This is a genomic window from Thalassospira sp. (genome assembly GCF_048059015.1).
Lineage (GTDB): Bacteria > Pseudomonadota > Alphaproteobacteria > Rhodospirillales > Thalassospiraceae > Thalassospira.
Genome location: NZ_JBLLNT010000003.1, coordinates 174,589 through 198,227, shown reverse-complemented (window position 1 = coordinate 198,227; position 23,639 = coordinate 174,589). Strand labels below are relative to the sequence as shown.

The window sequence follows — 23,639 nt, the reverse complement described above, 5'->3', positions numbered from 1 at the left end:
CCACGATCTCGCCCGATCCCGTGTGAGCTTCCCCGGGGTCTAAACTGCTCGGGCCCCGATTTCGGGGCCCGACTTTTATGTGTGCGATGGAATATGGGCGGCTTAGGCCGCCGTCTTGGCATCCTCGGACTTGATCACCTTGTGATTGTCCTCATTCATGCCAAGCTTCCAATAGCTTGAGATATAGAAATCATCACGACCAAGCCCGCGTTCCTCGCGGAAATAGGTGCGAAGTTCCTTCATTGATGTGAATTCACACGCGGCCCACACGGACGCGCGCCCATCGCCCCAGGGGAGCTTTTTAACAACATCAGAAAGGGCGGTGTTCGTCTCGCCCGGATGCGGGTTGATCACCCATTCGATTGTGATGTTTTCAGGCTTTTCAAGTGCTTGCATGTCGGCTTCGGATTGCACTTCAATCACCGCATAGCCGCGCGCATGTTTGGGCAGGATTTCGAGATTAACCGAAACAGCCGGAAGGGCCGTCATGTCGCCGGCAATCAGGAACCAGTCAGCAGTTGGATCAACAAGCTTTTTCGGGCCGGGACCACCAATGGTGATGACATCACCCGGCGCACAATTGACTGCCCAGTTTGATGCCGGACCGCCATGATCATTGGCGTCTGATCCATCGCCATGCATGACGAAATCAATATCGATCTCGCGGCCCTGAGCGGTGATGCGGTCATGGCGCACGGTATAGGTCCGGCGCAAAACCCGGTCCTTGTCATCGCCTTCGATCGGGAAGATCAGTTTGACATAGGCACTTGCCTGATCTTCGGGGAAGTCCTTCATCCCGTCACCGCCAAGGGTGACGCGCAGCATATTCGGGGTGACGTAACCCTTTTTGATCACGACAAGATCGCGTGGGGCAGGTCTGTTCATCTATTCACTCCTTGGTCCTCGGGATCATTGTCCGCGAAGTCCAGTTTCTTGCATTTGTGGGTTTCCAGATTGTCCGACATCAGATTGGCGATCTCGACAAAATCATGGATCTGCTGTGGCGTAAGGCCGCTGGTCATGCGTGATCTGACTTCTTTTTCAACAGCGCGGAAATCTTCCATTTTCGCACTTCCTGCGGCCGTCAAATGCAGGGTTTGGCTACGTCGATCTTCGGGGTGCGGGCGGCGTTCAATCAGCCCGTCATTTTCAAGTTCTTTTAAAAGCCGTGTGATCCGGCCTTTGTCCTGACCGGATTTTTCGGCCATTTGCTGGGCGGTGATGCCAGGAATGCGGATGATCCATTTCATCACCCGCTTGTGCGAGATCGGCATCGGCATGTCGGCTGCCTGCATCGCATGCATCAGTCTGCGTTTATAGGCATGGACAAGCCGATGCAGGGTTTCACCCGGAACGTGGACCTGATCTTCTTCGGTCATGGTCGTTTATTTCCTTACACGCCAGCCGGGCTGGCAATCAATCCGCTGCGAAGGGCATGGCGACGGCCTTCGCAAATCAGGGCCGATATGATCGCGGCACCACTGGCGACAATCATGATGGTATCAAGTTCAAACCCGCTTCCCGTGCCAATCATGATGGCGGCAAGTGCCGCACCAATTGACTGACCCGTCAGGCGTGCGGTCGATAAAAGCCCGCTGGCACCACCCGAACGATCACGCGGGGCGGATGTCAGAAGCAGGCGGTTATTGGGCGCCTGAAACAGGCCAAAACCAATCCCGCAGACGGCAAGGGCGGCGATAATGCCAATATAACTTCCCTCTGCCGGGACAAAGGTTGCGCCATAGAGCCCGATGGCAAACACCGCCATGCCAAGGCCCGTCAGGCGGATTGGCGAATATTTATCAGCCAACCGTCCGGCCACCGGAGCGGCAATCGCAGTTGCCAAGGGCCATGGCGTCATCAGCAATCCGGTCGTCGTTGCGCTATAACCCAACACGTCATGGAAATAGAACGGCAGGGTGACGAACGCAATCATCTGGCCACAAAAACCAAAGATCGATGACCCGATGGAGCAGGAAAAGATCGGTAACTTCAAAAGATCAAGCGGCAACATCGGCCGATCCTTGGACAACTGACGACGCACCAGCGCAATACCGGCAACAATCGCCACACCAAACTGGCTTGCGATCAGAACCGGATTGCTCTCGGTCCCGACATTGCCAAGGGCCGCGATCAGCCCGCCGAATGTCAAAACATTGAGGAACGCACTGATGAAATCAAACCGCGTACGGGTTGGTGCATTAAATGGCAGGGCAAAGTAGCCAACAATCACGGCCAGAACCGAAATCGGCACATTGATCAAAAACAGCCAGTGCCAGCTTGATACCGCCAAAATCGCCGATGCAATGGTCGGACCGCCAGCAGCAGAAACCGATACCGTCATCGCGATCCAGCCAATCGCACGGCCGAGCTTTGCCTGCGGGAAGATATGGCGCATGACGGCACCATTAATGCTCATCAATGCCGCACCGCCCAGACCCTGCAAAACGCGCGCAGCCGTCAAAAACTCGATATTGGGGGCTACGGCACAAAGGGCCGATGCGACGCCAAAGATCACAATCCCGCTCAGGTAAACCTTGCGAAAGCCAATAGCTTCGCCAAGCGCTGAAAGCGGGAGAAGGGCGACAACAATCGCCAACTGATAGGCCGTCACGACCCAAATCGCATGGGCTGGTGAAACGCCCTGATCCTGGGCAATGATAGGAAGGGCGACATTCATGATCGTGCCATCCAGCACAGCCATCATGATGGTCAATAAAACGGCGGCGGCGGCAAAGAAACTGCGCGGGGCGGGCAGGCCGTCAGGATAAATTTTTGGGGAAACGCGTAAAACTCGTGGCATGGGGCAACAGGCTTTCAAACGGTGGTGGCGCAAGGGACGCAAGATCAAAGGCACAAAGCGCATTGGTGGCGCGCAGGGGCATACAGGCCAAAGAACAATGGGGCGAATGCACGACGTAAAAACGAAGTTGTGGTTGGGGCGATGGGCCGACATCCAAATTGGATGGGGCCGGTGGTGCCGCAACGGTCAGAAATTGGGGCGTCTGGCCTATGCGGCGGTTAGTCTTATTTGGTTGACTATATCAACTACATCAAGTTGGTTGATCATGTCAACTATATTTTTGCGAATGGATCGCAAAGAGAAAGCAGCTGGTTAAAGTCTGTCGATGGAGATGGCGGGTAAGATATTGAAAATACGCAGACTATCTTACGCGATAGACGTCATAGAAAATGCGTTTTTCTGCACCGAAATCTTCGTGATTGGGCAGATAGGGCATCGGATCGGAATGCGAAACCAGATCCCATTTACGCGCCCGCGTCGTGGCATCCAGTGCGCGAATAAAATCGCCGACATATAAATCGCACCGCTGGGTGAAACTGATGATCCCGCCCGGTTTGACCACACGGCAGAACTCGGCAAACAGCTTTTTGATCTCACGCACATAGGTCAGGGTGCCAATGCACTGAACCGCGCCAAAGCCATTATCACCAAAGGCCAGCGGCTTGTTCATATCACGCACCTTAAGATGGCGATAAACGCCCTTGGCCTCTGCCGCCTGCAGGGATTCCAGTGATAGATCAATGCCCGTAATGTCGCGATAGCCTGCTTTGGAAAGCTCAAGCCCGGTCAAACCCGTGCCGCATCCGGCATCCAGAATAGGCGCATCAACTGCTACATCCTGCTCAACCATGATCGCGGCTGCCCGGACCGGCGCGTCATAACCCATCTTGGGCAAATCCCGATCATAGCTTTCCGCCCACTGATCGTAATAGGCCGCAAGCGTCTTGGGATCGGCATCCGTCATCTTGGTCAGATCAGATGCGCTATCAGAAATATTCTCAGAATTGACTGAGTTCTCAATGGTATCCATTTAGGGGAGCATCTTTCGCAAGTATTGTTCAATTGTCCTTTGTGTGTTCAGAATGATACGAAGTATTCGCCTTATGGTTCTTCTTGATCTATTCCGTGATGGATAAACCAATCGCTCATCGCCATAGCTTCGTATGCTGCAGTTTGCCATGAATTTATTTGATGGTGGGCTGCACTTTCTGCAGATTCATATAAGCTTTTCCGTAATCCATCTGCGCCAGATGTGATTTTTGTATTTTTAAGTTCGTATTTGCGTGTGCCTAGCTCATTGGATGCAAATATCGAAAGAGTATCGTCCAGTTTAAATTTTTTAAAATGGTGTTCAATACGAATAATTCGTTTTTCTTCAAGTGAGAGTGGGGGTAATGCCTTAAATGAAAACACTATAGGTTTTGTTGGAAGAATTGAAGCATGTAGCCATCGAATATTATAGTGATGGTCGTAGTATGGATTCAATGTTTGTTGTTCGTATGACTTCGGAGTGTGACTGGACTTGTATTTGTTGCAATCCCCACAGCAAGGGATCAGATTTTCAGGTAATAAAATTAGGTGAGTATAAATCGACTCTGGAAGATAGTGGTCCAATGTCTTTGCAGCATTTGCACCGCAAATTGGACAAATGCCGTGAGGGGATCTGGTTTTTATTGTGCTGATAATATCCTTTGTTTTTGCTGACTTAATAAAAGTATTCCGATAGATTTTTGTCAACTCTACGTTCGACAGATTGCCGTATTGGTTGGTCTTAACGTGGGTTAAGAAATTGGATTTTTTCGCCAACTTATCATAGTCTACTTGGGTTTTCTCTGTAAGTGGAATATTGTTAATCAGTTTTCTTGATGTTGTCTGATCTCGGATACTTTTTGAGCATGCGGAGTAAACATCTGAATGTGCAATACTAGCTTTGTTAATCGGTCTCATTGCTTTGCTCGGTGCTTTGCTCGGTGCTTTGCTCAGTGTCTCGTTTTGTGATCAAATTTCTCGAAATTGCACGTGCCTCATAGCCTATTTGGCCGTCCAGTTTTTCTATGAGTTCGTCATAAGTCAGGTTTTGATCAACGAGACTCCTAAGTATTTGAATAAAGCCCGAGTTGGTTGCATGTAGCGCAAAAACTTCCCTGGTTAATATCCCAACGTTTTCGCCGAATGTCTCAATTTCGGGCCTTTCTGCCACGGTCAGCCTTCCGTTTCGCCTCAATTTCCAAACGCATGAGCGGGGAGTCTCCTGGAGGACTACAGGCGAATGTGTAGCAATGATCGCCACACCATTTCTCGAGCTGAGCAGGGATGATAAGCATCGAACAAATATAGAAAGTAATGGGGGGTGTAAGTGCGCCTCTGGTTCGTCAATTAAGACAATCGTTTTTTCGTCTACTAGTTCCACTATTCGTGTAATTGTTAGAAGAGTTATTGCATGTCCAGAACTTAGGCGCTTAAACACATTCTTGCAGTTTTCTCGCCATCCGTCATCTTCTTGGTCGCCTAAGTCTTGAAGTAAAGACGATATATTAGATTCTTCAAATAAATCGTCGTCTTCAAGTAATTTTATAGAATTTTCCCACCTTTTCTTTCGGACGTCAGACTTGCACTTTTGCAAGCTGCTCACGAAATCCTCTGCGAGTAGTTCAAGGTTCTTGATTATTGGGCGATCATCGCTGTCTGCCCCATGTAAACTAACTTGTTCAGCTAGCATTTTATCTCCGGGCATTGGCCGAAGTAGGAAATCGTCGAATGCACTGAAAGATATTAGTGTGAGCCCCGAAAAACCCCAATTTCCGCCGTCTGAGATAAAGTTTAATTTGCCAGAAGTGGCTCCGTTTGGCGCTGTTCGCCCAAGTAAGGCTTCAACAAAATGTTTCATTAATGTGGTTTTACCGACACCATTCCTCCCAATTAAAACTTGGACGTTAGTCGGTGGGAGGGCGTTTGGGTGAACTTCGAATTGCAGGGTTGGTACCGGTATCCCGTCAATCTCTGGGTATTCATAGCTAAATACGAAGTCGGTTAGTTCAGCATTGCCATGAGCTAATCTATGTAGGCGAGTAAGGACGGTTTTATACGGAGTGCTACGTAATAGAGATGTCTTAAGGCAAGGTTCGTCTTTGTTTTGTTCTAATAGTTCTGTATTGAATGCAATATCGTTGATCTTCCGCAGTAAATCTTCACGAATGTCTGGAATTATTTCGGATATACTGGCATAATAATCTTCGCCGACGCCAAGGGAAAAGTGAATATCCCCTAATTCATCGAACTCACTGTCAATTGTGGGGCTTCTCTTCCCAACCTCATAATCTCGAGATTCTTCTAGTCCTTTTTCTCCAATTCGTACGCTGCCTATGTGATGTAGTTCGTTATCACTACTGCAGTAGAACAGACTGTACATCGTCGCAAATACAAACCAGTCATTGAAGTAATCTTTTTCTAAGTAGAAGGTGTCTTGAGTTTTTTCTTCTAACTTTGCGATGTCATCCACGACTTTGAAGCGCATGGGATTCCTTTAGAGCAATAAGCTCGATAAACTGATCTCATCGGGTAGATTTAGTTAGGCATCATGTGTCTTAAAATAGTATTCACAGTCAGTGTTCCCGTCAACAAATACCCACCCGTAGGCGCCTCCCAATCGACCATCTCCCCAAGGCAATAGGTGCCAGGGCGGTTGATGAGTTGGAAATTCTCATCCAGTTCTTCCCAAGCGACACCGCCTGCGGTGCTGATGGCCTCGTCCAATGGGCGGGGCTTTTTGATTTGGAGTTTCAGGGTTTTGATTGCGGTGGCGAGGGCTTCTGGATCGTTCAGGGTTTCGCGCGGGGTTACCTCAAAAATGAGTGCTGTCTTGGTGGCATCAAGGCCAAGCGTTTTGCGCAGGTGATTGCCAAGCGAGTTTTTGCCGCGCGGTTTGGCGAGGCGATTGGTGACGTCATCAAGTGTGCGGTCGGGGCAGAGGTCAAGGGTCAGCATGCCAACCCCGGTTTCAAGCCACTGATCACGCAGTTTTGCGGAGATGGCATAGACTGCGCTTCCTTCGATCCCGGTTTTGGAGATGACGAATTCGCCGCGCACGGTTTGGGTGCCGCAGGCAAGCGTCACGGCCTTGACCGGTTGTCCGGCGCATTTATCGATCAGATGATCCGTCCAGTTCATCTCAAACCCGCAATTGGCCGGGCGGAACGGATTGCATTTGATGCCAGCGGCAACAAGGATATCCATCCATTTGCCATCTGATCCCAGCCGTTTCCAACTGCCGCCGCCAAGTGCGAGAATGGTGATGTCGGCCTTGGCCGTGATTTCGCCATCCGGGGTTTTGAAGATGGCGTGATCCGCATCGTTCCAGCCGGTCCAGTAATGGCGGTAATGGATTGTGCAGCCCAAGCCATCAAGGCGTTTGAGCCAGGCGCGCAAAAGCGGGCTTGCCTTCATCGCGGTCGGGAAAACGCGGCCAGAGGAGCCGACAAAGGTTTCAACGCCGAGCCCGGCACACCATTCCCGGATTTGATCAGGGCCGAATTTGCGCAGATGCGGTTCAAGCCGGGCGCGCGATGTGCCATAGCGGGTCAGGAAGGTTTCAAGATCTTCGCTATGGGTAATGTTCAGCCCCGATTTCCCGGCCATCAGGAATTTACGTCCGGCACTTGGCATGCCTTCATAAATCGTCACCGCATAATCATCAACGGCCAGCCGTTCGGCCGCCATCAAACCCGCCGGGCCAGCGCCGATCACCATGGCGGTTTTGCCATTCGGCGCGGGTTTTGAAACGGCGGAGGTTTGCGGCGTGGTTTTGGTCATTGGGGCCTGAAATATTGCGATAAATGATATTCTTGGTTCTAGCCAGTTCCGGGGGATTTGGCAATTTGTGCGGTGGTTTGTAGGTGAGCTTGTTGCATGAGATCCCCGTACCCGCCTTCGCGGGCACAGGCTCTGCGCGGGGATGACGGAACCAAACGGCAAACGGTCGCACCGTCATTCCCGCGAAAGCGGGAGCCTCACGCCAATCGCTCCACCATCAGGCGAAAGATCATTTCACGTTGGTTGCGTCCTTGGGGCAAAACCCGCCAATTTTGCTGTGTTTGGCGCTAAACATTGGCAATTTGTCGGCAATTCGGCTACCACTTTGGGGAAGGATAACCAAAGCAAAAGAAGACCTTAGGAGGAAAACATGCGTTCACGTAATTGGCTGGGCGGGGTTGGTAATGCTGCCCGTCGTTCGGTTTTGGGATTGGCCCTTGGCGCGAGTGTCTTGAGCGTCGGTGTTGCCGAAGCGGCCGAGAAAATCAATATTGCTGCGCTGACATTCGTTTCAAGCTCGCCACTGTTTATTGCCAAGGAAAAGGGCTATTTCGCTGACGAAGGGCTAGATGCAGAAATCACCTTCTTCCGCGCGGCACAGCCGGTTGCGGTTGCAATTGCAGCAGGCGATGCGGATTTTGGCGTCACGGCATTCACCGGCGGGTTCTTTAACCTTGCGGGCAAGGGCGCGCTTAAAGTGATTGGCGCGCAGCTTCATGAAGACGAAGCCTATCACGGGTCGGCGATCCTGGCATCCAACCAGGCATATGAAGCCGGTTTGACGTCGGTTGATAAGCTTGGCGGGCACAGCTTTGCATTGTCGCAGGTGGGTTCGAGCTTCCATTACATGATTGGCAATGTGGCCGAGAAGGCCGGTGTTGATATCGAAACCATGGAGCTTAAACCGCTTCAATCCGTTCCCAACATGATTGGCGCGCTTAAAAGCGGGCAGGTCGATAGCATGATCATCGTGCCCCATATTGCAAAGCCGCTGGCCAATGCCGGTGCGGCGCATATTATCGGCTGGGTAAAGGATTATGTGCCTTATCAGGTTGGCGGTCTGTTTACCTCAACCCGTAATGTTGAAGAGCGCCGCGACGTGGTTGAGAAGTTTGTGCGCGCGTACCAGAAGGGTGTTGCGGATTACCGCGCAGGGCTTTTGGCGACCGATGCCAATGGCAAGCTGATTGAAAGCGACACCACCAACGAGATCCTCGAGATCGTGCATAAATATGTTTATGCCGAAGACCCGGCCGAGAAGGCCTATCCGAAAATCCGTAATGGCGCGATGTTCATTACCGAGGAAGGCAAGCTTGATGTCGAAGACGTCAAGGCGCAGGTCAAATGGTATCAGGATCGCGGTTATGTATCGGGTGATGCCAACCCGGACAGCTTTATTGATACCAGCTTCATCGCCCCGCTGGGTCAATAAGGTCACGTGATTTCAGACCGGGCCGGAGAAGACCTTCGGCCCGGTTTTCTTTTTAAAATTCGCCACCAGTCTTACCAATTATCAAAGGGTTGAGCCATGCGGCTTACCATTCAAAATGTCAGCCATCGTTATGATCAGGTCGAAGCATTGCGCGACATTGATCTTGCGATTGAACCGGGCGAGGTCGTTGCCCTGATCGGGCCTTCGGGCTGCGGGAAATCGACGTTGCTGTCGATCATTGGCGGTATGTTGCAGCCAAGCTCGGGCGCGGTCCTGATTGATGATCAGGCAAAGCCCGAAGGGTGCCTGAACCCGCTGACATATGTGTTTCAGGATTTCGCATTGCTGCCATGGCGCACGGTTGCGGGCAATATCAGCCTTGTGCTTGAAGATCATCCGCTTGGCAAAGCCGAACGCGATGCCCGCATTGCCGAGGTGCTGGAACAAACCAATCTGTCCGATTTCCGCGATGCTTACCCCAAACAACTCTCAGGCGGGATGAAACAGCGCGTTGGCATTGCGCGTGCCCTTGCGGTGCGACCGGCCGTGTTGTTGATGGATGAGCCGCTATCGGCCCTTGATGCGCAGACGCGTATTTTGCTTTTGGACGAGTTTGCCGATCTGTTTGCCCGAACTGGCATGACGGCGGTTTATGTTACCCATAACCTGAATGAAGCGGTGCGTTTGGCCCATCGGGTGGTGGCATTGCGCCGACGTCCGGGCACGATCAAGGAAATCCATAGCATCGATATCCCGATCAAGGACCGCAAGGAGGGCATGGCAGAGCTTGTTGCGCACGAACAAGCGCTTTGGAACCTGATCCGGGATGAGGCGATTGCAGCGGATAAGGAGCTTGAAAATGTCGCATGATGTTTCAAATGACGCGGCAGAGAACAAGGTCCGGTTCCGTGCGACTGGCTTTAACCCCAAGGCCAATCCGGTTGCCGCATGGGCAAGCTTTGTTGTCGTGATTGCCCTTTGGCAATTGGGATCAAGTACGGGCTTTATTTCCGAACTTGCCATGCCAAGCCCGATTGCGGTGGCCAAGGCGCTTTGGCAATTGATTGTATCTGGTGATCTTTGGCGTCATCTTGGCGCATCTTTGCAGCGCCTTGTCGGTGGCTGGATCATGGGAACCGTGGCGGGCCTGATTGTTGGATTTTTGGTTGGTATGTTCACATGGGCGCGCTCGCCCGGTGTGGCGTTGGTATCGGCCCTGTTTCCGATCCCGAAAATTGCGCTTTTACCGCTTTTCATCATCTGGTTTGGCATTGGCGAACCATCGAAATTTGCCACCATTGCCTTTGGCGTGTTCTTCCCGACGGTTATCAATACCTTTGGCGGGGTCGATAACGTTCAGCGCAATCTGATCCGCATGGGCCAAAGCTTTGATATGCCAATGACATCGGTCATCCGCAAAATCATCCTGCCCGGTGCACTTCCGACCATCCTGTCAGGGTTTCGCATTTCATCCTCGATCGCGATTATCCTTTTGATCGCAGCGGAAATGATTGGTGCGCAGTACGGCATTGGTGCGCTTATTCTGGCGGCTGGTAACCTTTATCAGACCGATCAGTTGATCGCCGGTGTGGTGGTTTTGTCGCTGTTGGGCCTTTGTGTTTCGTGGCTTTTGGGTCGGTTGGATCGCTGGCTTCTGGGCTGGCGTTAGGATGGAATTGAAGATGACGAATAGTTGGGAAATCCCGAGCGAGGATGAGCTTCCGCGCATTGTTGCGATGATGGAAGACGAAGCATTCTATGATCAGATCGCTCGCGTGCCCGATGCGGATTTGGCAGCGGCCCTGAACGGATCGGAAAACGCGGCCCTTTGGGTCTATCGGGTGGATGGGCGTGCGGTTGCCTATGCCTATATGCTTGATATGGCAACGACATTCCCGAAACTTGACGAGTTTGGCGTGTTTGAACGCGGCCGTGGATATGGCAAGGCGTCGCTTGCGGCCCTGGCGGAGAAATGCGCACAAACGCCAAGCTATGAGAAACTTTGGCTAAACGTCGTTGATGGTAATGAGACCGCCATGGGCCTTTATCGCAGCCTTGGCTTTGGCGAGGAACTTTTCATCGCCAAAGGCTGGAAAACCAGATCGGGTAGGGTGGTTGATCAGGTCCGCATGTGGTTGACGCTTGATCAATCGCGCGGGCAAACAGCCTAGCGGTGATCAGATCGGAATTGGGCGGGCGGAAGGCCCGCCCTTTTTGCAAAGAAGCGTGAAAAATACCCGGCATCGCGAAAGCCCAGCTCGTCAGCGATTTGTTGGACGGCGATGTCGGTATAGATCAGGGTGCGCTTGGCTTCTAGCATCAGGCGGTTTTGCAAGACCTCGCTTGCGGTCATGCCATAGATATCCTTGGCGATGCGATTGAGCTGTGTGGTGGTGACGCCGATTTCGCGGGCATAGAATTCAAGCGATTTATGCTGCTTATAAAACGTCTCAACCATCATCTGGAATTTGCGGAATTTCGCGGTTTTCTGTTCCTGACGCGATAGATGTGCCGGATCGCCCTGCGGAGCACTTCGCCCGACATCCAAAAGAAGCAATCCCAAAAGATGGCGAAGGGCAAACAGCCGACCGGTGCTATGGCCGTAATATTCCGATGCCAGTTGCGATATCAGGAATGCGACCGGATTGGTGCTGCTGTCATCGTCCTGTGTACGGCTATCAACGCAAATCGCGTGATCAAGGCGCGCGAGCAGTTTGGGGGCGGGGCTCAGGATTTCCTGAAGGTGATAATCGGTCAGTGAAATCACCCAGCCATCAATATCATCGCTGAATTTGAAACCATGAACGGTACCGGGCGGGACCGTGATCAGTTGTCCGGTATGCATCGTCAGATTCTGATCATCAAAGCTGATTTCCGCCTGTCCATGGGTGATATACAGCAACTGAAACAGGTTGGTATGGCGGTGCGGTTTGATGTGCAAGTCATGTAAGCGCGATCGTTCCGGGATGCTTTCAAGATGGAAAAATTCCGGTTCGGTAATCGGCTGTGGGTCGCTGCTGCCATCTGATGCGATGCCGTCGATATCAAAGCCATTGCTCGCGCCCGATCGCTGATTGGGATCGCGTTCGCCGTAAAGCTTGTATATCGGAATGCTGTTGCGCATCAGGGCTTTGTCAGTTTCTTGTAACGCTGTTGATAAGTGCAGTTTAGCGTGTTTTCCATGCGATCAAAAGAAAAGCCCGCCATCGGGAATGGCGGGCTTTGATGTTTTATGATCGGGCGGCTATCCGCCTAGCACCGATGGCACGAACAATGTCAGGATCGGCACAAAGATCAGAAGCAGGATGCGGATGATCTCGGCGCCAAAGAACGGCATGACACCGCGGAAGGTCTGGCTCATCGGCACACCCTTGGCGAGTGCGTTGATGATAAAGACGTTCAAACCAACCGGCGGCGTGATTAATCCTAACTCCACGACAATGAGTGCCAGGATACCAAACCAGATTTTAAGATCCTCGGTCCCCATGCCATAGGCAGCGGTTGCTGCTGTCGCCCAGTCGCCACCATTGATATCAACAAGGGCCGGCCAGAAGAACGGGATCACAACCACGATCATGGAAAGGCTTTCCATGAAGCAGCCCAGAAGGATCAGGGCAAGCAACATCAGAACCATGATCAGCCACGGATCAAGACCACTGCCTGCTGCGGCTTCTGCCATATAGGCCGGAAGGTTCGCGCGGCTAAAGAAGCCCTTGAGGATTTCCGCACCCAAAAGGATGAAGAAGATCATCGACGATGTTACCGCAGTATCCTTAAGCGACTGACGAAGACCAGCCCAGGTCAGGCCACCCTTGCCGCGCCAACGCATATATGCGCCGTAAACCAGAATGGCAAACACACCCACACCGGCCGCCGGGGTCGGGGTAAACAGACCCGCACCAAGACCGAGAATGATTGATCCAAAGATCACCATCACCGGGATCAGACGCAGCAATGCTTCTTTGCGTTCTGCAGCGGGCATCGGTTCGGGTTTTGGGGCCAATGACGGGTTCAGACGGACCTGAATGGCAATCACGGCCATAAAGAACGCAACCGCAATCAGGCCCGGAATGATCGCTGCCTGGAACATCTGAATGATCGATGCTTCAACAGTCACGGCGTAAATCACCAGTGCCACAGATGGCGGGATCAGAATGCCAAGCGTACCACCAGCGGCAAGCGTGCCGGTTGCCAGACGCGGGGAATATTTCAGGCGATCGAGTTCCGGAAGGGCAACTTTACCCATGGTCGATGCGGTCGCCAGTGACGATCCACAGACCGCGCCAAAACCGGCGCATGCACCAATGGCTGCCATGGCGACACCGCCACGGAAACGACCCAGAAGCGCGTTCACACCCTGAAACAGATCGCGTGACAGATTTGCTTGGCTGGCAAGATAGCCCATCAAAACAAACAGCGGCACGACCGAGAGTTCATAGTTCGACACAATCCCGTAAAACAGGGATTTGAACTGCTGCAGATACGGGTCAAAGCGCAGGAACGGGAAGAACAGGCTAAGCACATAGTTGCCGCCAATCCCCACACCGACCATGGCCAGACCAACCGGAACACGCAGGGCAAGCACGACAAAGAGAAGAGCAAGGCCACCAAGGCCGATCAATTCGCGTTCAGACATCGGCCTCTCTTTCGAAAATCTGAGTTCCGGCAATCGCGGCCCACAGGAACATCGAAATGATGCCCGGCACGTAGAATGGCCAAATCTGCCATCCGAGAATTGCGGAAAGGGTGTTGTCGCCACGAACCTCGATCAGGCCATTGACCATCATATAACCAAGGAACAGCGCCAATCCGGTCATGCAGATGCCTGAAATCACGTCAATCGCGCGGGCAAATCCGGCCGGAAACATTTTGATGAACACATCGACGGCCACGTGACCGCGTTGTGCCTGGCAGTAGGGGAAGAACATCAAGGCGGCCGAACTGACGATCATGCTCACAAAGTCCTCATAGCCAATGATGGCAGGGACGTTGGCGTCAAACAGTCGGGCAAGTTTGTCCAGACCAAAGGCGGTAACGTTGACAATCGTTACAACGGCAATCAGCAGGGCAAGCAGGCCACCGATAACGGCAAACCATGATGCGGCCTTGTACAGCGCGTTTTTCATATGTCTATCAATCTAGCTGGGCAATCTAGCTGGGCAATCTTGCGGGAAAAACAGGGTCACGCACCGGCATGATACGTGACCCTTCAAGATTTTCCAGTAACTTGGAGAAGTTACTTGGTATGAGACATTACTGCGGCTTTGGCGTCTTCAACGAGTTTCGCGCCGTCGATGCCAGCAGATTTGGATTCTTCGATCCAGCGATCAACAACCGATGCAGCCGCATCGTCGAAGGTTGCTTTTTCAGCAGCGGTCAGGGTTACAACCTGGCCTTTGCCTTCGTTGACCATTTTCTTGCCGACTTCTTCAACGCCATTGAAGACATCGCCGATTTCAGCAGCAAAATCCTGACCGGAGTTGCGGTCGATGATTTCTTTAAGGTCGTCTGGCAGGCTCTCGTAACGGTCCTTGTTCATTGCGAACAGGAAGGTCGAGGTGCCAAAGCGCGAATTTACGCCTTCGCCTTCAACAGAATAGGAAATCAGTTCAGCCAGTTTCAGCGGCGGAACAACTTCGAACGGTACCAGACCACCATCAACCACGCCAAGCGACATTGCCTGCGGCAGTGCCGGAACCGGCATGCCAACCGGCTCTGCACCCCAAGCTTCGATTACCCAGGAACCGGTACGGGTCGGGGTACGGAGCTTAAGGCCTTTGACGTCATCCACGGTACGTACTTCTTTTTCGGTCAGGTGGATTGCCTGACCGGCATGCACGTGAACGGCAAGCGGGTGAATGTCTTTAAGGTCTTCGGCGAATTCGTCCTTAAGGTCCCACATCGCAAGGTTGGTTGCGCGTGCGTCACCAAGGTGAACACCCGGAAGTTCGAAGACTTCGATGCGCGGGAAGACGCCCGGGGTGTAACCCGGAAGGGTCCATACGATATCGGCAACGCCATCGCGTACCTGACGATACAGCTCAGGCGGGTTACCACCGAGCGACATGGACGGGAAGATCTCAAACTTGATACGACCGTTTGACTCTTCTTCGATTTTCTTTGCCCACGGTTCAATCATTTTCGACTGAGCCGGTGCTTTCGGGCCTAGGAAGTGGTGAACGGTCAGGGTAACTTCCTGCGCGTGTGCGCCGAACGACACCATGGTCGCGACAGCAGCACCAGCAAGCAATTTGGTGATGGTTTTCATTCTTCCTCCTTTGAACGTCTTGCCGCGATCTTTGCGCTGACAAACGTTTCAGCCATGATGCGCATCTAGCGTGCGAAGTTTTCCAATAGTCTTGGTTATTGTTTTTGTTGTTATTTTTTGGAATGGCCTGCGTTTAGCGCAATTCTGCCATACCGAATTGGAACCAATCTAATAGGCACGTGATGGTTATGTATAATGATATGTAAGCACATTTGCATAACCAAACGATTATGTATTAGCCCTCCGAATGGGTGGCATGATGACGCGATGCTTCTTCGCGTACTGCATTGATCAGCATTTCGACCGGCGGGGAGATGGGGGAATCAATTCGTGTGGTCAAACCCACTGGGCCAAAGGTGTCGCTTGTATCAATTGGTAATTCGACCAGATGGCCCTCGGCAATGTCGGATGCAACAGCCCCGTTCGAGATAATCCAGATCGCATCGGTTTCGCGCGTGAAGGCGCGGCCAAACGATGTCGAAACGGTTTCAATCCGGTCGGGCAGGGCGCCAATGCCATGTGCAATCAGCATTTTGTCGACAGTCGGGTGAATGATCGCGTGTTTGGGCGGTACCAGAACAGTGAATTCGCGAATACGCGAAATGTCCGGGTTCTTGTCGGCCAACAGCGGATGCCCCGGTCGCGCCACGAGCGAGATATGCTCTGAATATAAATGGATGAAGGAAAGACCCGACATCTGATCGGGCTCGGCAAGCCTGCCAACCACCAGATCAAGCTCGCCAACGCGCAATTGCCCCATCAACATAACGTTTGGGCCTGCAACGACCTTTACGGTCGTATCGGGGCTCAGCGTTTTGAAATGGCGGATGGCATTGGGCATCACGCTTGCGGCGACAGTCGGCAAGACACCAAGATTGATTGAAAGCCCGCCTTGCATGCGGACCTGGCTGATGCTGTCGACCCCTTGGCGAAGGGCGGTAACACTGGCCCCGGCATAGCGCAGGAACACTTTGCCAAAATCGGTCAGGGTGACACCGCGTTTGGATCGATCAAACAAACGGGCATCAAGATGTTCTTCAAGTTCGCGGATGGTTTTGGAAACGGCGGGCTGGGTAATAGATAAGGTATCGGCCGCCTTGACCACACTTCGCTGACGCGCGACCTCAAGAAAACAGGTCAGGTGGCGGAATTTAATGCGTTGATCAAGCATGCTTCCCTACGTCGCGACGTTGAAGAATAAAGTTATAATTGCTCAATGCATAATTATATAGTTATGCAAATTACGCAATTCCTCATTTTACATAACCAAAACCATCTGCGAATGTGTGCGCAAATAAGCAGGGTGGAAATGACATGAGTCTGCAAGTCGCCCCGATCAACGGGACACATATTCATTATCGCCAATCCGGCCCGAAAAACGGCCCGGTACTGGTCTTTGCAAATTCCTTGGGAACCGATCTGCGTATCTGGGATGACGTGGTTGGTGTTCTGTCTGAACGCTTTAACATTGTTACCTATGACAAACGCGGTCATGGACTTTCGGGTATTGGTGATGCGCCCTATGACGTGGCGCTGCATGCCAATGATCTGATTGGTCTTCTTGATTACCTTGGCCTGAATGACGTGATCATTTGTGGTCTGTCGGTAGGTGGTCTGATTGCACAGAAGGTTACCGAACTGATGCCGGCACGCGTTCGCGGTCTGATCCTGTGTGATACCGCACCGAAACTTGGCGATTATGACGGCTGGAACAGCCGGATTGAGGCGATCAAGGCCGATGGTATCGAAGTTCTCGGTGATGCGATCATGGAACGCTGGTTGTCGCCGACCTTCCGCAAGGAACGTGCTGTAGAAACCGCGATGTATCGCGACATGCTCGTTCGGACCACCGCGGCTGGTTATATCGGCACCTGCATTGCGCTGCGCGATGGTGATCTGCGCGATGCGGCGGGAAAGATTGCTGTGCCGACATTATGTATCTGTGGATCGGAAGACCTCGCCACGCCACCCGATGTGGTGCGCGCCATGGCATCAATGATCCCCAATGCCGAATTCGAATTGATTGACGGGGTCGGGCATCTGCCATGCATTGAAACCCCGGAATTGCTGACCCGGTTGATCGACCGATTTACCAAGGAGAAGAACCTTGTCTGAGAGCCGGTATGACGTTGGCATGAAAACCCGCCGTTCCGTTCTGGGTGATGCACATGTGGATCGCGCCACCCAAAAAATTACGGAAATCGACGAAGGTTTTCAGCGCTATATCACCGAGAATGTCTGGAACGGTGTCTGGACAAGCGACGCGTTCACCAAGCGTGAACGCTCCATCGTGACCATCGCGCTGCTTGCGGGGCTTGGTCACGAAGAAGAACTCGCCATGCACATCCGGGCGACCTTGAACACCGGGGCAACGCGCGACGATATCCGTGAAACCCTGATGCATGTTGCGGTTTATGCAGGCGTTCCCGCCGCCAATACGGCCTTTCGCATTGCCAAACAAACCTATGCCGAGATCGACGCGGCATCAGACGCGTCACCCAAGGGAGAGTAAGCCTCATGTCCACCTTCAAACCGCGTGACTGGGGCTCCCACGCCCCCTATATCGCACCCGGATATAAATCGACCATCCTGCGCGGCCCAACCCAGGCGCCGCTTGCCATCAAGTCCGGCCTGACCGAGGGCACCGGTCCGCGCTTTGCCCCGGCAAGCGTGCGTGAAATGGATTTCGATCTGACCAAAAACGGTGTTGTGAATGGCGAGCCGCTTGGCGAACGCATTGTGGTGCATGGTCGAGTGATGGATACCGATGGCCGCCCGCAGCCAAACATCCTTGTTGAAATCTGGCAGGCGAACGCAGCAGGCCGTTATGTGCACAAGGTTGATCAGCATGATGCGCCGCTGGACCCGAACTTCCGCGGGTCGGGTCGTTGCTTTACCGATGATCAGGGTAATTACAAATTCTATACCATCAAGCCGGGTGCTTATCCGTGGGGCAACCACTTCAATGCGTGGCGTCCGAACCATATCCACATTTCGTTGTTTGGGCCGGGCTTTGCCACCCGTCTTGTGACCCAGATGTATTTCCCGGGTGATCCGCTGCTTGATCTCGATCCGATTTTCCTTGGGACTGAGGACGCAGTGGCCCGTGAACGCCTGATTGCCAAATTCTCGATCGATAAGACCGAGGAAGGCTTCGCCCTTGGTTATCAGTTCGACATTGTCCTGCGTGGACGCAACGGCACCCCGATGGAGAATTAAGTCATGGCTTATGGTGAAACCCCCTCACAGACGGTTGGTCCGTATTTCGCCTATGGCTTGACCGCAGGCCAGTATGCATACGACTTTACCGACATCGCCGATCCGACCGTTGCCGGCCCGGATGCCAAGGGTGAGCATATTCGCATCACCGGCACTGTCTTTGATGGCGACGGCAATCCGGTCAATGACGCCATGATCGAAATCTGGCAGGCCGACGCAGATGGCAATTACACCGAAAATCCGGTTGATGTTGCCAGCACCGGTTTCCGGGGCCTTGGCCGTTGCGGTACGGGCACGGATGCAAAGAACCGCTTCTGGTTTGATACGATAAAGCCGGGTGTTGTTGCCGACGCCGGTGCGCCGTTTGTCAATGTCATCGTCTTTATGCGCGGCATGCTGGTTCACGCCTTTACCCGTTTTTATTTCGACGATGAGGCGGATCTGAATGCCAAGGATCCTGTTTTGCAGTCGGTGCCAGCGGATCGTCGCGACACCCTGATTGCCAAGCGTGTCGAAACCCCGACGGGGATTGAATACCGGATCGATATTCACATGCAGGGGGACGCGGAAACCGTGTTCTTCGACGTGTAAGTCGATCTGGCCCGATGGCTGCGTCCGCTGCTTTGGGGAAAGCCGGCGGTCGCAGCCATCGACCTGAATTTCCTGCACTACCGGGGCAATTGCCCCGCGTTTCTAATGTTTTGGATTGATGCCACAGGAGTTTTGCCGTGGTTGCACGTTTCATGTCGCTTAAAGAAGCAGTCGCATCCTGCGTTAAGGATGGCGACACCATTTCGATGGAAGGTTTTACCCATCTGATTCCGCACGCCGCAGGGCACGAGATTATCCGTCAGGGCATCAAGAACCTGACATTGGTCCGCATGACCCCGGATATGATCTATGATCAGTTGATCGGGGCCGGTTGTGCCAAGAAGCTGATCTTTTCCTGGGGCGGGAACCCCGGTGTTGGCTCGTTACACCGTCTGCGCGAAGCGGTTCAGGAACACTGGCCGCACAAGCTTGAGATCGAAGAACACAGCCATGCCGCCATGGCCAATGCCTATGACGCGGGTGCGGCTGGCCTGCCATGTGCGGTGTTTAAGGGCTATCGCGGGGCGGAACTGCCGCGTGTGAACCCGAACATCAAGTTCATCGAATGCCCGTTCACTGGTGAAAGCCTGGCGGCTGTTCCGGCGATCCGCCCAGATGTCACCGTGGTGCATGCTCAGAAAGCCAACAAAAAGGGCGACGTCCTGTTTGAAGGCATTGTCGGTGTCCAGAAAGAAGCCGTTCTTGCCGCGAAGAAATCCATTATCACGGTCGAAGAGATCGTTGATGACTTCGGTGATATTTCGCCCAATGCCGTGATGCTGCCGAACTGGGCGGTGACCGCGATTGTTGAAGTGCCGGGTGGGGCGCATCCGTCCTACGCCCAAGGATATTATAAGCGCGACAACGCGTTTTATAAGGCATGGGATCCGATTGCGCGTGATCGCGAAGCGTTCCAGGCTTGGATCGAAGAACATGTCATGAATGGCGGTCCCGAAGATTTCGCGGCCAAGCGTGAAGCAAACAAAGGCTAAGCGGAGAAAAGATCATGGTTGAATATACCCCGACTGAAATGATGACGGTATCCGCCGCACGCGCGCTTAAAAATGACGATGTGTGCTTTGTTGGTATCGGTATGCCTTCGGCTGCGTGCAACCTTGCACGTCTGACCCATGCACCTGACATCACCTTGATTTATGAAAGCGGCACCATTGGCACCAAGCCCGATGTCCTTCCGCTGTCGATCGGTGATGGCGAGCTTTGCGAAACGGCAGTGAACACTGTGGCTGTCCCGGAAATGTTCCGCTACTGGCTTCAGGGTGGCAAAATCTCGGTCGGTTTCCTTGGTGCGGCCCAGCTTGATAAGTTTGGCAATATCAACACCACCGTGATTGGTGATTACGACAACCCCAAAGTCCGTCTTCCGGGCGGCGGTGGTGCGCCGGAAATCGCAACCAGCTGTGGCGAAGTGTTCCTGGTGATGAAGCAAAGCAAACGTGGCTTTGTTGAAAAGATCGATTTCGTGACGTCCCTTGGTCACGGCAAGGGCGGTGATGACCGCGCATCCTATGGTGTGGATACCAAAGGCCCGTCGCGTCTGATCACTGATCTTTGCATCATGGAACCGCATCCGGTTAACAAGCATTTCATCGTGACCTCGATCCATCCGGGCGTAACCCGCGAAGAAATCATCGAAAATACCGGTTGGGTTGTTGAGTTTGCCGACGAAGTCGCGGAAACTGCGATCCCGTCCGAGAAAGAATTGCAGGTTCTTCGTGAACTGCATGCTCGTACCGCCAAGGCCCATGGGGACCAGCAGTAAGAGCATATAAAAGGATCTTAGAAATGGCTGACGCATATATTTGCGATTACATCCGTACCCCGATTGGCCGCTTTGGTGGCAGCCTGTCGCAGGTACGTGCCGACGATCTTGGTGCTGTCCCGCTCAAGGCACTCGTCGATCGTAATCCGGATCTGGATTTTGAAGCTGTCGACGACATCATCTTTGGCTGTGCCAACCAGGCAGGCGAAGATAACCGTAACGTGGCCCGTATGGCATCTTTGCTGGCAGGACTTCCAGAAGCTGTCACTGGCACCACGGTAAACCGTCTTTGCGGTTCTGGTATGGATGCGATCATTATGGCGGCCCGCGCGATCAAATCGGGCGAGGCGGAACTGATGATTGCAGGCGGTGTTGAAAGCATGTCACGTGCGCCGTTCGTGATGCCAAAGGCATCTTCGGCATTTTCGCGCAATGCGGAAATCTATGACACCACCATTGGCTGGCGCTTCATCAATCCGATCATGAAGAAACAGTACGGCGTGGATTCCATGCCGGAAACCGGCGAAAACGTTGCCGAAGACTTCAACATTTCCCGTGCAGACCAGGACATCTTTGCGGCCCGTTCGCAGGACAAGGCTGTTGCGGCACAGGAAAACGGAACCCTTGCACAGGAAATCACCCCGGTGACCATTCCCCAGCGCAAAGGCGATCCGATTGTTGTGTCCAAGGACGAACATCCGCGGGCGGGTACGACGGCTGAAACCCTTGCCAAGCTGCCGACCCCGTTCCGCGAAGGCGGTTCGGTCACGGCAGGTAACGCATCGGGTGTGAATGATGGTGCCGCCGCACTGATCATCGCGTCCGAAGCAGCGGTCAAGAAATATGGCCTGAACCCGATTGCACGCGTTGTTGGTGGTGCGACCGCAGGTGTTGCACCGCGCATCATGGGCTTTGGTCCGGCACCGGCATCGAAAAAGCTTCTGGCACGTCTGGGTTGGTCGACCGAGCAGCTTGACGTGATTGAGCTGAACGAAGCCTTTGCATCCCAGGGGCTGGCAACACTTCGTGATCTTGGCATTGCTGATGACGACGCACGTGTGAACCCGAATGGTGGTGCGATTGCACTTGGCCATCCGCTGGGTATGTCGGGTGCACGTATCACCGGTACGGCAGCTCTTCAGCTGAAACGCGCCGGCGGCAAGCGTGCACTGGCAACCATGTGTATTGGTGTTGGCCAGGGCATCGCGATTGCGCTTGAAGCTGTCTGATCCCGTCAGACTGTTTGATCTTTAAAAGCAAGCCCCTGTAGCGTGTTAACGGACAGGGGCTTCTTTTTGCGCTGTTGACCAATCAACATACCAGCGCGACACTCATAATCTGATTTCACACCTGTTTGGCATGGTGGATTAAGCCTGATGACGATTTCGCCTTTTGACTCGGCCCTGTTGGGTGATCTGTTTTCCGATGCGGAAATTGCCGCCCTGTTTGATGACAGCGCGCAGATTGCCTCCATGCTGCTGTTTAAATCCGCCCTTGCCGCGGCCGAGGCGCGCGCAGGCGTGATCCCCGAACAAAGTGCCACCCGTATTGCCGAAGTCTGCCGCGATTTTCGCCCTGATCCCGCGACACTTGCGGCGGGCACTGCCAGTTCCGGTGTGCCGGTACCGGCATTGGTCAAGTCGCTTAAGGCCGAAATTGGCGGCGATGATGCCCGGTTTGCGCATTTTGGTGCAACCAGTCAGGACGTGGTTGATACCGGCCTTGTTCTGCGGCTGCGTGACGCGATTGGCATCATTCGTCGTCGCATTCGCAAGCTTGCCAAGGCATTGTCAAAACATGCAGATACCCATCGCAATACGGTGATGATCGGACGCACCCGATCCCAGCAAGCCGTGCCGACCACCTTTGGTCTGAAAGCTGCGGGATGGCTTGCACCACTTGTTCGGATTGATCGCCGGATTGATAGCCTGTCATCAGAATTGCTGCGCGTTTCCTTTGGGGGGGCGGCAGGAACGCTTGCCTCCATCGGGGCCAAGGCGGGTGAGGTTGAAAGCAACCTGGCCGAAGAACTTGAACTGCCGCTATCGGATATGCCGTGGCATGCGCAGCGCGACGTTCTGGTCGATTTTGCCAGCCAACTGACCGCACTCACCGGTGCACTTGGCAAGATGGGGCAGGATTTGGTGCTTTTGGCGCAGTCAGAAATCGCAGAAGTTCAGCCGGGCAAGGGCGGTGGATCATCGACCATGCCGCATAAATCCAACCCGGTTCAGGCCGAAATGCTGGTGACACTGGCACGCTTCAATGCGGGCCAATTGGGCGTATTTAGCCAGTCACAACTCCATGATCATGAACGCTGCGGATCAAGCTGGCTTCTGGAATGGTTGACCCTGCCGCAGATCATTATGGCGGCGGGCACCGCATTGGCCCAAGCGGTGGATATGATCCCCGATCTTAAGATCAATACCGATCGGATGGCGGCGAACCTTGATCTGTCGCGTGGCGCGATGTTGGCCGAGGCTGCGACATTCGCACTGGCGGATCATCTGGGGCGTGACGCGGCTGACAAGCTTGTCAAAGAGGCGATTGCGGCTTCGGCGGCAAATGCGTCGAACCTATTTGATGAATTGCCAAAATTGACCGATACACCCGTTGATTGGGCGCATGTGCGCAATCCGGCCAATTATGTCGGGCAGGCGGATGTTTATATCGACCGCGTGCTGGCAACGGCCAAACGCGGTTTGCGCGATTAAGACAAAAGGCTGCCAGATGGCAG

General features: G+C 53.4%; 24 protein-coding genes. 12 read left to right on the top strand and 12 right to left on the bottom strand.

The annotated features are described in order from the left end of the window. Positions 1–102: 102 nt before the first annotated feature. From ACMZ66_RS04790 to ACMZ66_RS04760, 7 genes are all read right to left on the bottom strand, one after another. Positions 103–885 (bottom strand): siderophore-interacting protein, encoded by a 783-nt coding sequence (locus ACMZ66_RS04790; RefSeq protein ID WP_416934954.1) that lies wholly within the window; start codon positions 883–885, stop codon positions 103–105. Next, entirely contained in the window at positions 882–1,379 is a 498-nt protein-coding gene (locus tag ACMZ66_RS04785) for a MarR family winged helix-turn-helix transcriptional regulator (RefSeq protein ID WP_416934952.1), read from the bottom strand. Before ACMZ66_RS04785 ends, ACMZ66_RS04790 begins: the two co-directional genes overlap by 4 nt. 14 nt (positions 1,380–1,393) lie before the next feature. Then, entirely contained in the window at positions 1,394–2,803 is a 1,410-nt protein-coding gene (locus tag ACMZ66_RS04780) for an MFS transporter (RefSeq protein ID WP_416934950.1), read from the bottom strand. A gap of 361 nt (positions 2,804–3,164) precedes the next feature. Next, positions 3,165–3,833, bottom strand: a complete 669-nt coding sequence (locus ACMZ66_RS04775) for a class I SAM-dependent DNA methyltransferase (protein WP_416934948.1) — start codon at positions 3,831–3,833, stop codon at positions 3,165–3,167. A gap of 71 nt (positions 3,834–3,904) precedes the next feature. After that, entirely contained in the window at positions 3,905–4,750 is an 846-nt protein-coding gene (locus tag ACMZ66_RS04770) for an HNH endonuclease (RefSeq protein ID WP_416934946.1), read from the bottom strand. Beyond that, the gene (locus ACMZ66_RS04765; RefSeq protein WP_416934944.1) at positions 4,737–6,317 is read right to left on the bottom strand and encodes an AAA family ATPase; all 1,581 of its coding nucleotides are present in this window, start codon (positions 6,315–6,317) and stop codon (positions 4,737–4,739) included. The genes ACMZ66_RS04770 and ACMZ66_RS04765 overlap by 14 nt, the downstream gene beginning before the upstream one ends. Positions 6,318–6,367: 50 nt before the next feature. Continuing rightward, the gene (locus tag ACMZ66_RS04760) at positions 6,368–7,612 is read right to left on the bottom strand and encodes a TIGR03862 family flavoprotein (RefSeq protein WP_416934942.1); all 1,245 of its coding nucleotides are present in this window, start codon (positions 7,610–7,612) and stop codon (positions 6,368–6,370) included. Between the two features lie 370 nt (positions 7,613–7,982). Here ACMZ66_RS04760 and ACMZ66_RS04755 point away from each other — a divergent pair, with 370 nt between their 5' ends. From ACMZ66_RS04755 to ACMZ66_RS04740, 4 genes are all read left to right on the top strand, one after another. Beyond that, complete coding sequence (locus ACMZ66_RS04755) at positions 7,983–9,044, top strand: ABC transporter substrate-binding protein (RefSeq protein ID WP_416934940.1); 1,062 nt, start codon at positions 7,983–7,985, stop codon at positions 9,042–9,044. A gap of 96 nt (positions 9,045–9,140) precedes the next feature. Beyond that, the gene (locus ACMZ66_RS04750; RefSeq protein ID WP_416934938.1) at positions 9,141–9,914 is read left to right on the top strand and encodes an ABC transporter ATP-binding protein; all 774 of its coding nucleotides are present in this window, start codon (positions 9,141–9,143) and stop codon (positions 9,912–9,914) included. Beyond that, on the top strand, positions 9,904–10,713 hold the full coding sequence (locus ACMZ66_RS04745; protein WP_416934936.1) for an ABC transporter permease: 810 nt from the start codon (positions 9,904–9,906) through the stop codon (positions 10,711–10,713). Before ACMZ66_RS04750 ends, ACMZ66_RS04745 begins: the two co-directional genes overlap by 11 nt. A gap of 13 nt (positions 10,714–10,726) precedes the next feature. Beyond that, complete coding sequence (locus ACMZ66_RS04740; protein ID WP_416934934.1) at positions 10,727–11,215, top strand: GNAT family N-acetyltransferase; 489 nt, start codon at positions 10,727–10,729, stop codon at positions 11,213–11,215. Here ACMZ66_RS04740 and ACMZ66_RS04735 read toward each other — a convergent pair. The 5 genes from ACMZ66_RS04735 to pcaQ all read right to left on the bottom strand — a co-directional run bounded on the left by ACMZ66_RS04735 (position 11,212) and on the right by pcaQ (position 16,483). After that, a complete protein-coding gene (locus ACMZ66_RS04735; RefSeq protein WP_416934932.1) occupies positions 11,212–12,168 on the bottom strand; it encodes a helix-turn-helix domain-containing protein in 957 nt (318 codons plus the stop codon). The genes ACMZ66_RS04740 and ACMZ66_RS04735 overlap by 4 nt on opposite strands. 120 nt (positions 12,169–12,288) lie before the next feature. Further along, positions 12,289–13,680: a TRAP transporter large permease gene (locus ACMZ66_RS04730; RefSeq protein WP_416934930.1), complete on the bottom strand. Its 1,392-nt coding sequence runs from the start codon at positions 13,678–13,680 to the stop codon at positions 12,289–12,291. Then, positions 13,673–14,170, bottom strand: coding sequence for a TRAP transporter small permease (locus ACMZ66_RS04725; protein WP_416934928.1), 498 nt, complete (start codon positions 14,168–14,170; stop codon positions 13,673–13,675). The genes ACMZ66_RS04730 and ACMZ66_RS04725 overlap by 8 nt, the downstream gene beginning before the upstream one ends. Positions 14,171–14,280: 110 nt before the next feature. Next, positions 14,281–15,312, bottom strand: a complete 1,032-nt coding sequence (locus tag ACMZ66_RS04720) for a TRAP transporter substrate-binding protein (RefSeq protein ID WP_416934926.1) — start codon at positions 15,310–15,312, stop codon at positions 14,281–14,283. Positions 15,313–15,547: 235 nt separating this feature from the next. Next, a complete protein-coding gene (gene pcaQ / locus ACMZ66_RS04715) occupies positions 15,548–16,483 on the bottom strand; it encodes a pca operon transcription factor PcaQ (RefSeq protein ID WP_416934924.1) in 936 nt (311 codons plus the stop codon). Between the two features lie 143 nt (positions 16,484–16,626). On the opposite strand from pcaQ, the gene pcaD reads away from it, so the two are divergent. The 8 genes from pcaD to ACMZ66_RS04675 all read left to right on the top strand — a co-directional run bounded on the left by pcaD (position 16,627) and on the right by ACMZ66_RS04675 (position 23,616). Further along, positions 16,627–17,427: a 3-oxoadipate enol-lactonase gene (gene pcaD, locus ACMZ66_RS04710; RefSeq protein ID WP_416934922.1), complete on the top strand. Its 801-nt coding sequence runs from the start codon at positions 16,627–16,629 to the stop codon at positions 17,425–17,427. Beyond that, entirely contained in the window at positions 17,420–17,824 is a 405-nt protein-coding gene (gene pcaC / locus ACMZ66_RS04705; RefSeq protein ID WP_008891897.1) for a 4-carboxymuconolactone decarboxylase, read from the top strand. Before pcaD ends, pcaC begins: the two co-directional genes overlap by 8 nt. 5 nt (positions 17,825–17,829) lie before the next feature. Next, entirely contained in the window at positions 17,830–18,531 is a 702-nt protein-coding gene (gene pcaH, locus ACMZ66_RS04700; protein WP_416934919.1) for a protocatechuate 3,4-dioxygenase subunit beta, read from the top strand. 3 nt (positions 18,532–18,534) lie between these two features. Then, a complete protein-coding gene (gene pcaG, locus ACMZ66_RS04695; RefSeq protein ID WP_416934917.1) occupies positions 18,535–19,122 on the top strand; it encodes a protocatechuate 3,4-dioxygenase subunit alpha in 588 nt (195 codons plus the stop codon). Positions 19,123–19,259: 137 nt separating this feature from the next. Beyond that, positions 19,260–20,114, top strand: coding sequence for a CoA transferase subunit A (locus ACMZ66_RS04690; RefSeq protein ID WP_416934915.1), 855 nt, complete (start codon positions 19,260–19,262; stop codon positions 20,112–20,114). 14 nt (positions 20,115–20,128) lie between these two features. Continuing rightward, positions 20,129–20,902 (top strand): CoA-transferase subunit beta, encoded by a 774-nt coding sequence (locus ACMZ66_RS04685; RefSeq protein WP_416934913.1) that lies wholly within the window; start codon positions 20,129–20,131, stop codon positions 20,900–20,902. Between the two features lie 23 nt (positions 20,903–20,925). Beyond that, on the top strand, positions 20,926–22,131 hold the full coding sequence (gene pcaF, locus ACMZ66_RS04680; RefSeq protein ID WP_416934911.1) for a 3-oxoadipyl-CoA thiolase: 1,206 nt from the start codon (positions 20,926–20,928) through the stop codon (positions 22,129–22,131). Between the two features lie 147 nt (positions 22,132–22,278). After that, a complete protein-coding gene (locus ACMZ66_RS04675; RefSeq protein ID WP_416934909.1) occupies positions 22,279–23,616 on the top strand; it encodes a 3-carboxy-cis,cis-muconate cycloisomerase in 1,338 nt (445 codons plus the stop codon). Positions 23,617–23,639 lie beyond the last annotated feature (23 nt).

Coding starts and splice junctions, on each gene's coding strand:
- ACMZ66_RS04790 (WP_416934954.1), bottom strand. CDS start 885: ATGAACAGACCTGCCCCACGCGATCTTGTCGTGATCAAAAAGGGTTAC.
- ACMZ66_RS04785 (WP_416934952.1), bottom strand. CDS start 1,379: ATGACCGAAGAAGATCAGGTCCACGTTCCGGGTGAAACCCTGCATCGG.
- ACMZ66_RS04780 (WP_416934950.1), bottom strand. CDS start 2,803: ATGCCACGAGTTTTACGCGTTTCCCCAAAAATTTATCCTGACGGCCTG.
- ACMZ66_RS04775 (WP_416934948.1), bottom strand. CDS start 3,833: ATGGATACCATTGAGAACTCAGTCAATTCTGAGAATATTTCTGATAGC.
- ACMZ66_RS04770 (WP_416934946.1), bottom strand. CDS start 4,750: ATGAGACCGATTAACAAAGCTAGTATTGCACATTCAGATGTTTACTCC.
- ACMZ66_RS04765 (WP_416934944.1), bottom strand. CDS start 6,317: ATGCGCTTCAAAGTCGTGGATGACATCGCAAAGTTAGAAGAAAAAACT.
- ACMZ66_RS04760 (WP_416934942.1), bottom strand. CDS start 7,612: ATGACCAAAACCACGCCGCAAACCTCCGCCGTTTCAAAACCCGCGCCG.
- ACMZ66_RS04755 (WP_416934940.1), top strand. CDS start 7,983: ATGCGTTCACGTAATTGGCTGGGCGGGGTTGGTAATGCTGCCCGTCGT.
- ACMZ66_RS04750 (WP_416934938.1), top strand. CDS start 9,141: ATGCGGCTTACCATTCAAAATGTCAGCCATCGTTATGATCAGGTCGAA.
- ACMZ66_RS04745 (WP_416934936.1), top strand. CDS start 9,904: ATGTCGCATGATGTTTCAAATGACGCGGCAGAGAACAAGGTCCGGTTC.
- ACMZ66_RS04740 (WP_416934934.1), top strand. CDS start 10,727: ATGACGAATAGTTGGGAAATCCCGAGCGAGGATGAGCTTCCGCGCATT.
- ACMZ66_RS04735 (WP_416934932.1), bottom strand. CDS start 12,168: ATGCGCAACAGCATTCCGATATACAAGCTTTACGGCGAACGCGATCCC.
- ACMZ66_RS04730 (WP_416934930.1), bottom strand. CDS start 13,680: ATGTCTGAACGCGAATTGATCGGCCTTGGTGGCCTTGCTCTTCTCTTT.
- ACMZ66_RS04725 (WP_416934928.1), bottom strand. CDS start 14,170: ATGAAAAACGCGCTGTACAAGGCCGCATCATGGTTTGCCGTTATCGGT.
- ACMZ66_RS04720 (WP_416934926.1), bottom strand. CDS start 15,312: ATGAAAACCATCACCAAATTGCTTGCTGGTGCTGCTGTCGCGACCATG.
- pcaQ (WP_416934924.1), bottom strand. CDS start 16,483: ATGCTTGATCAACGCATTAAATTCCGCCACCTGACCTGTTTTCTTGAG.
- pcaD (WP_416934922.1), top strand. CDS start 16,627: ATGAGTCTGCAAGTCGCCCCGATCAACGGGACACATATTCATTATCGC.
- pcaH (WP_416934919.1), top strand. CDS start 17,830: ATGTCCACCTTCAAACCGCGTGACTGGGGCTCCCACGCCCCCTATATC.
- pcaG (WP_416934917.1), top strand. CDS start 18,535: ATGGCTTATGGTGAAACCCCCTCACAGACGGTTGGTCCGTATTTCGCC.
- ACMZ66_RS04685 (WP_416934913.1), top strand. CDS start 20,129: ATGGTTGAATATACCCCGACTGAAATGATGACGGTATCCGCCGCACGC.
- pcaF (WP_416934911.1), top strand. CDS start 20,926: ATGGCTGACGCATATATTTGCGATTACATCCGTACCCCGATTGGCCGC.
- ACMZ66_RS04675 (WP_416934909.1), top strand. CDS start 22,279: ATGACGATTTCGCCTTTTGACTCGGCCCTGTTGGGTGATCTGTTTTCC.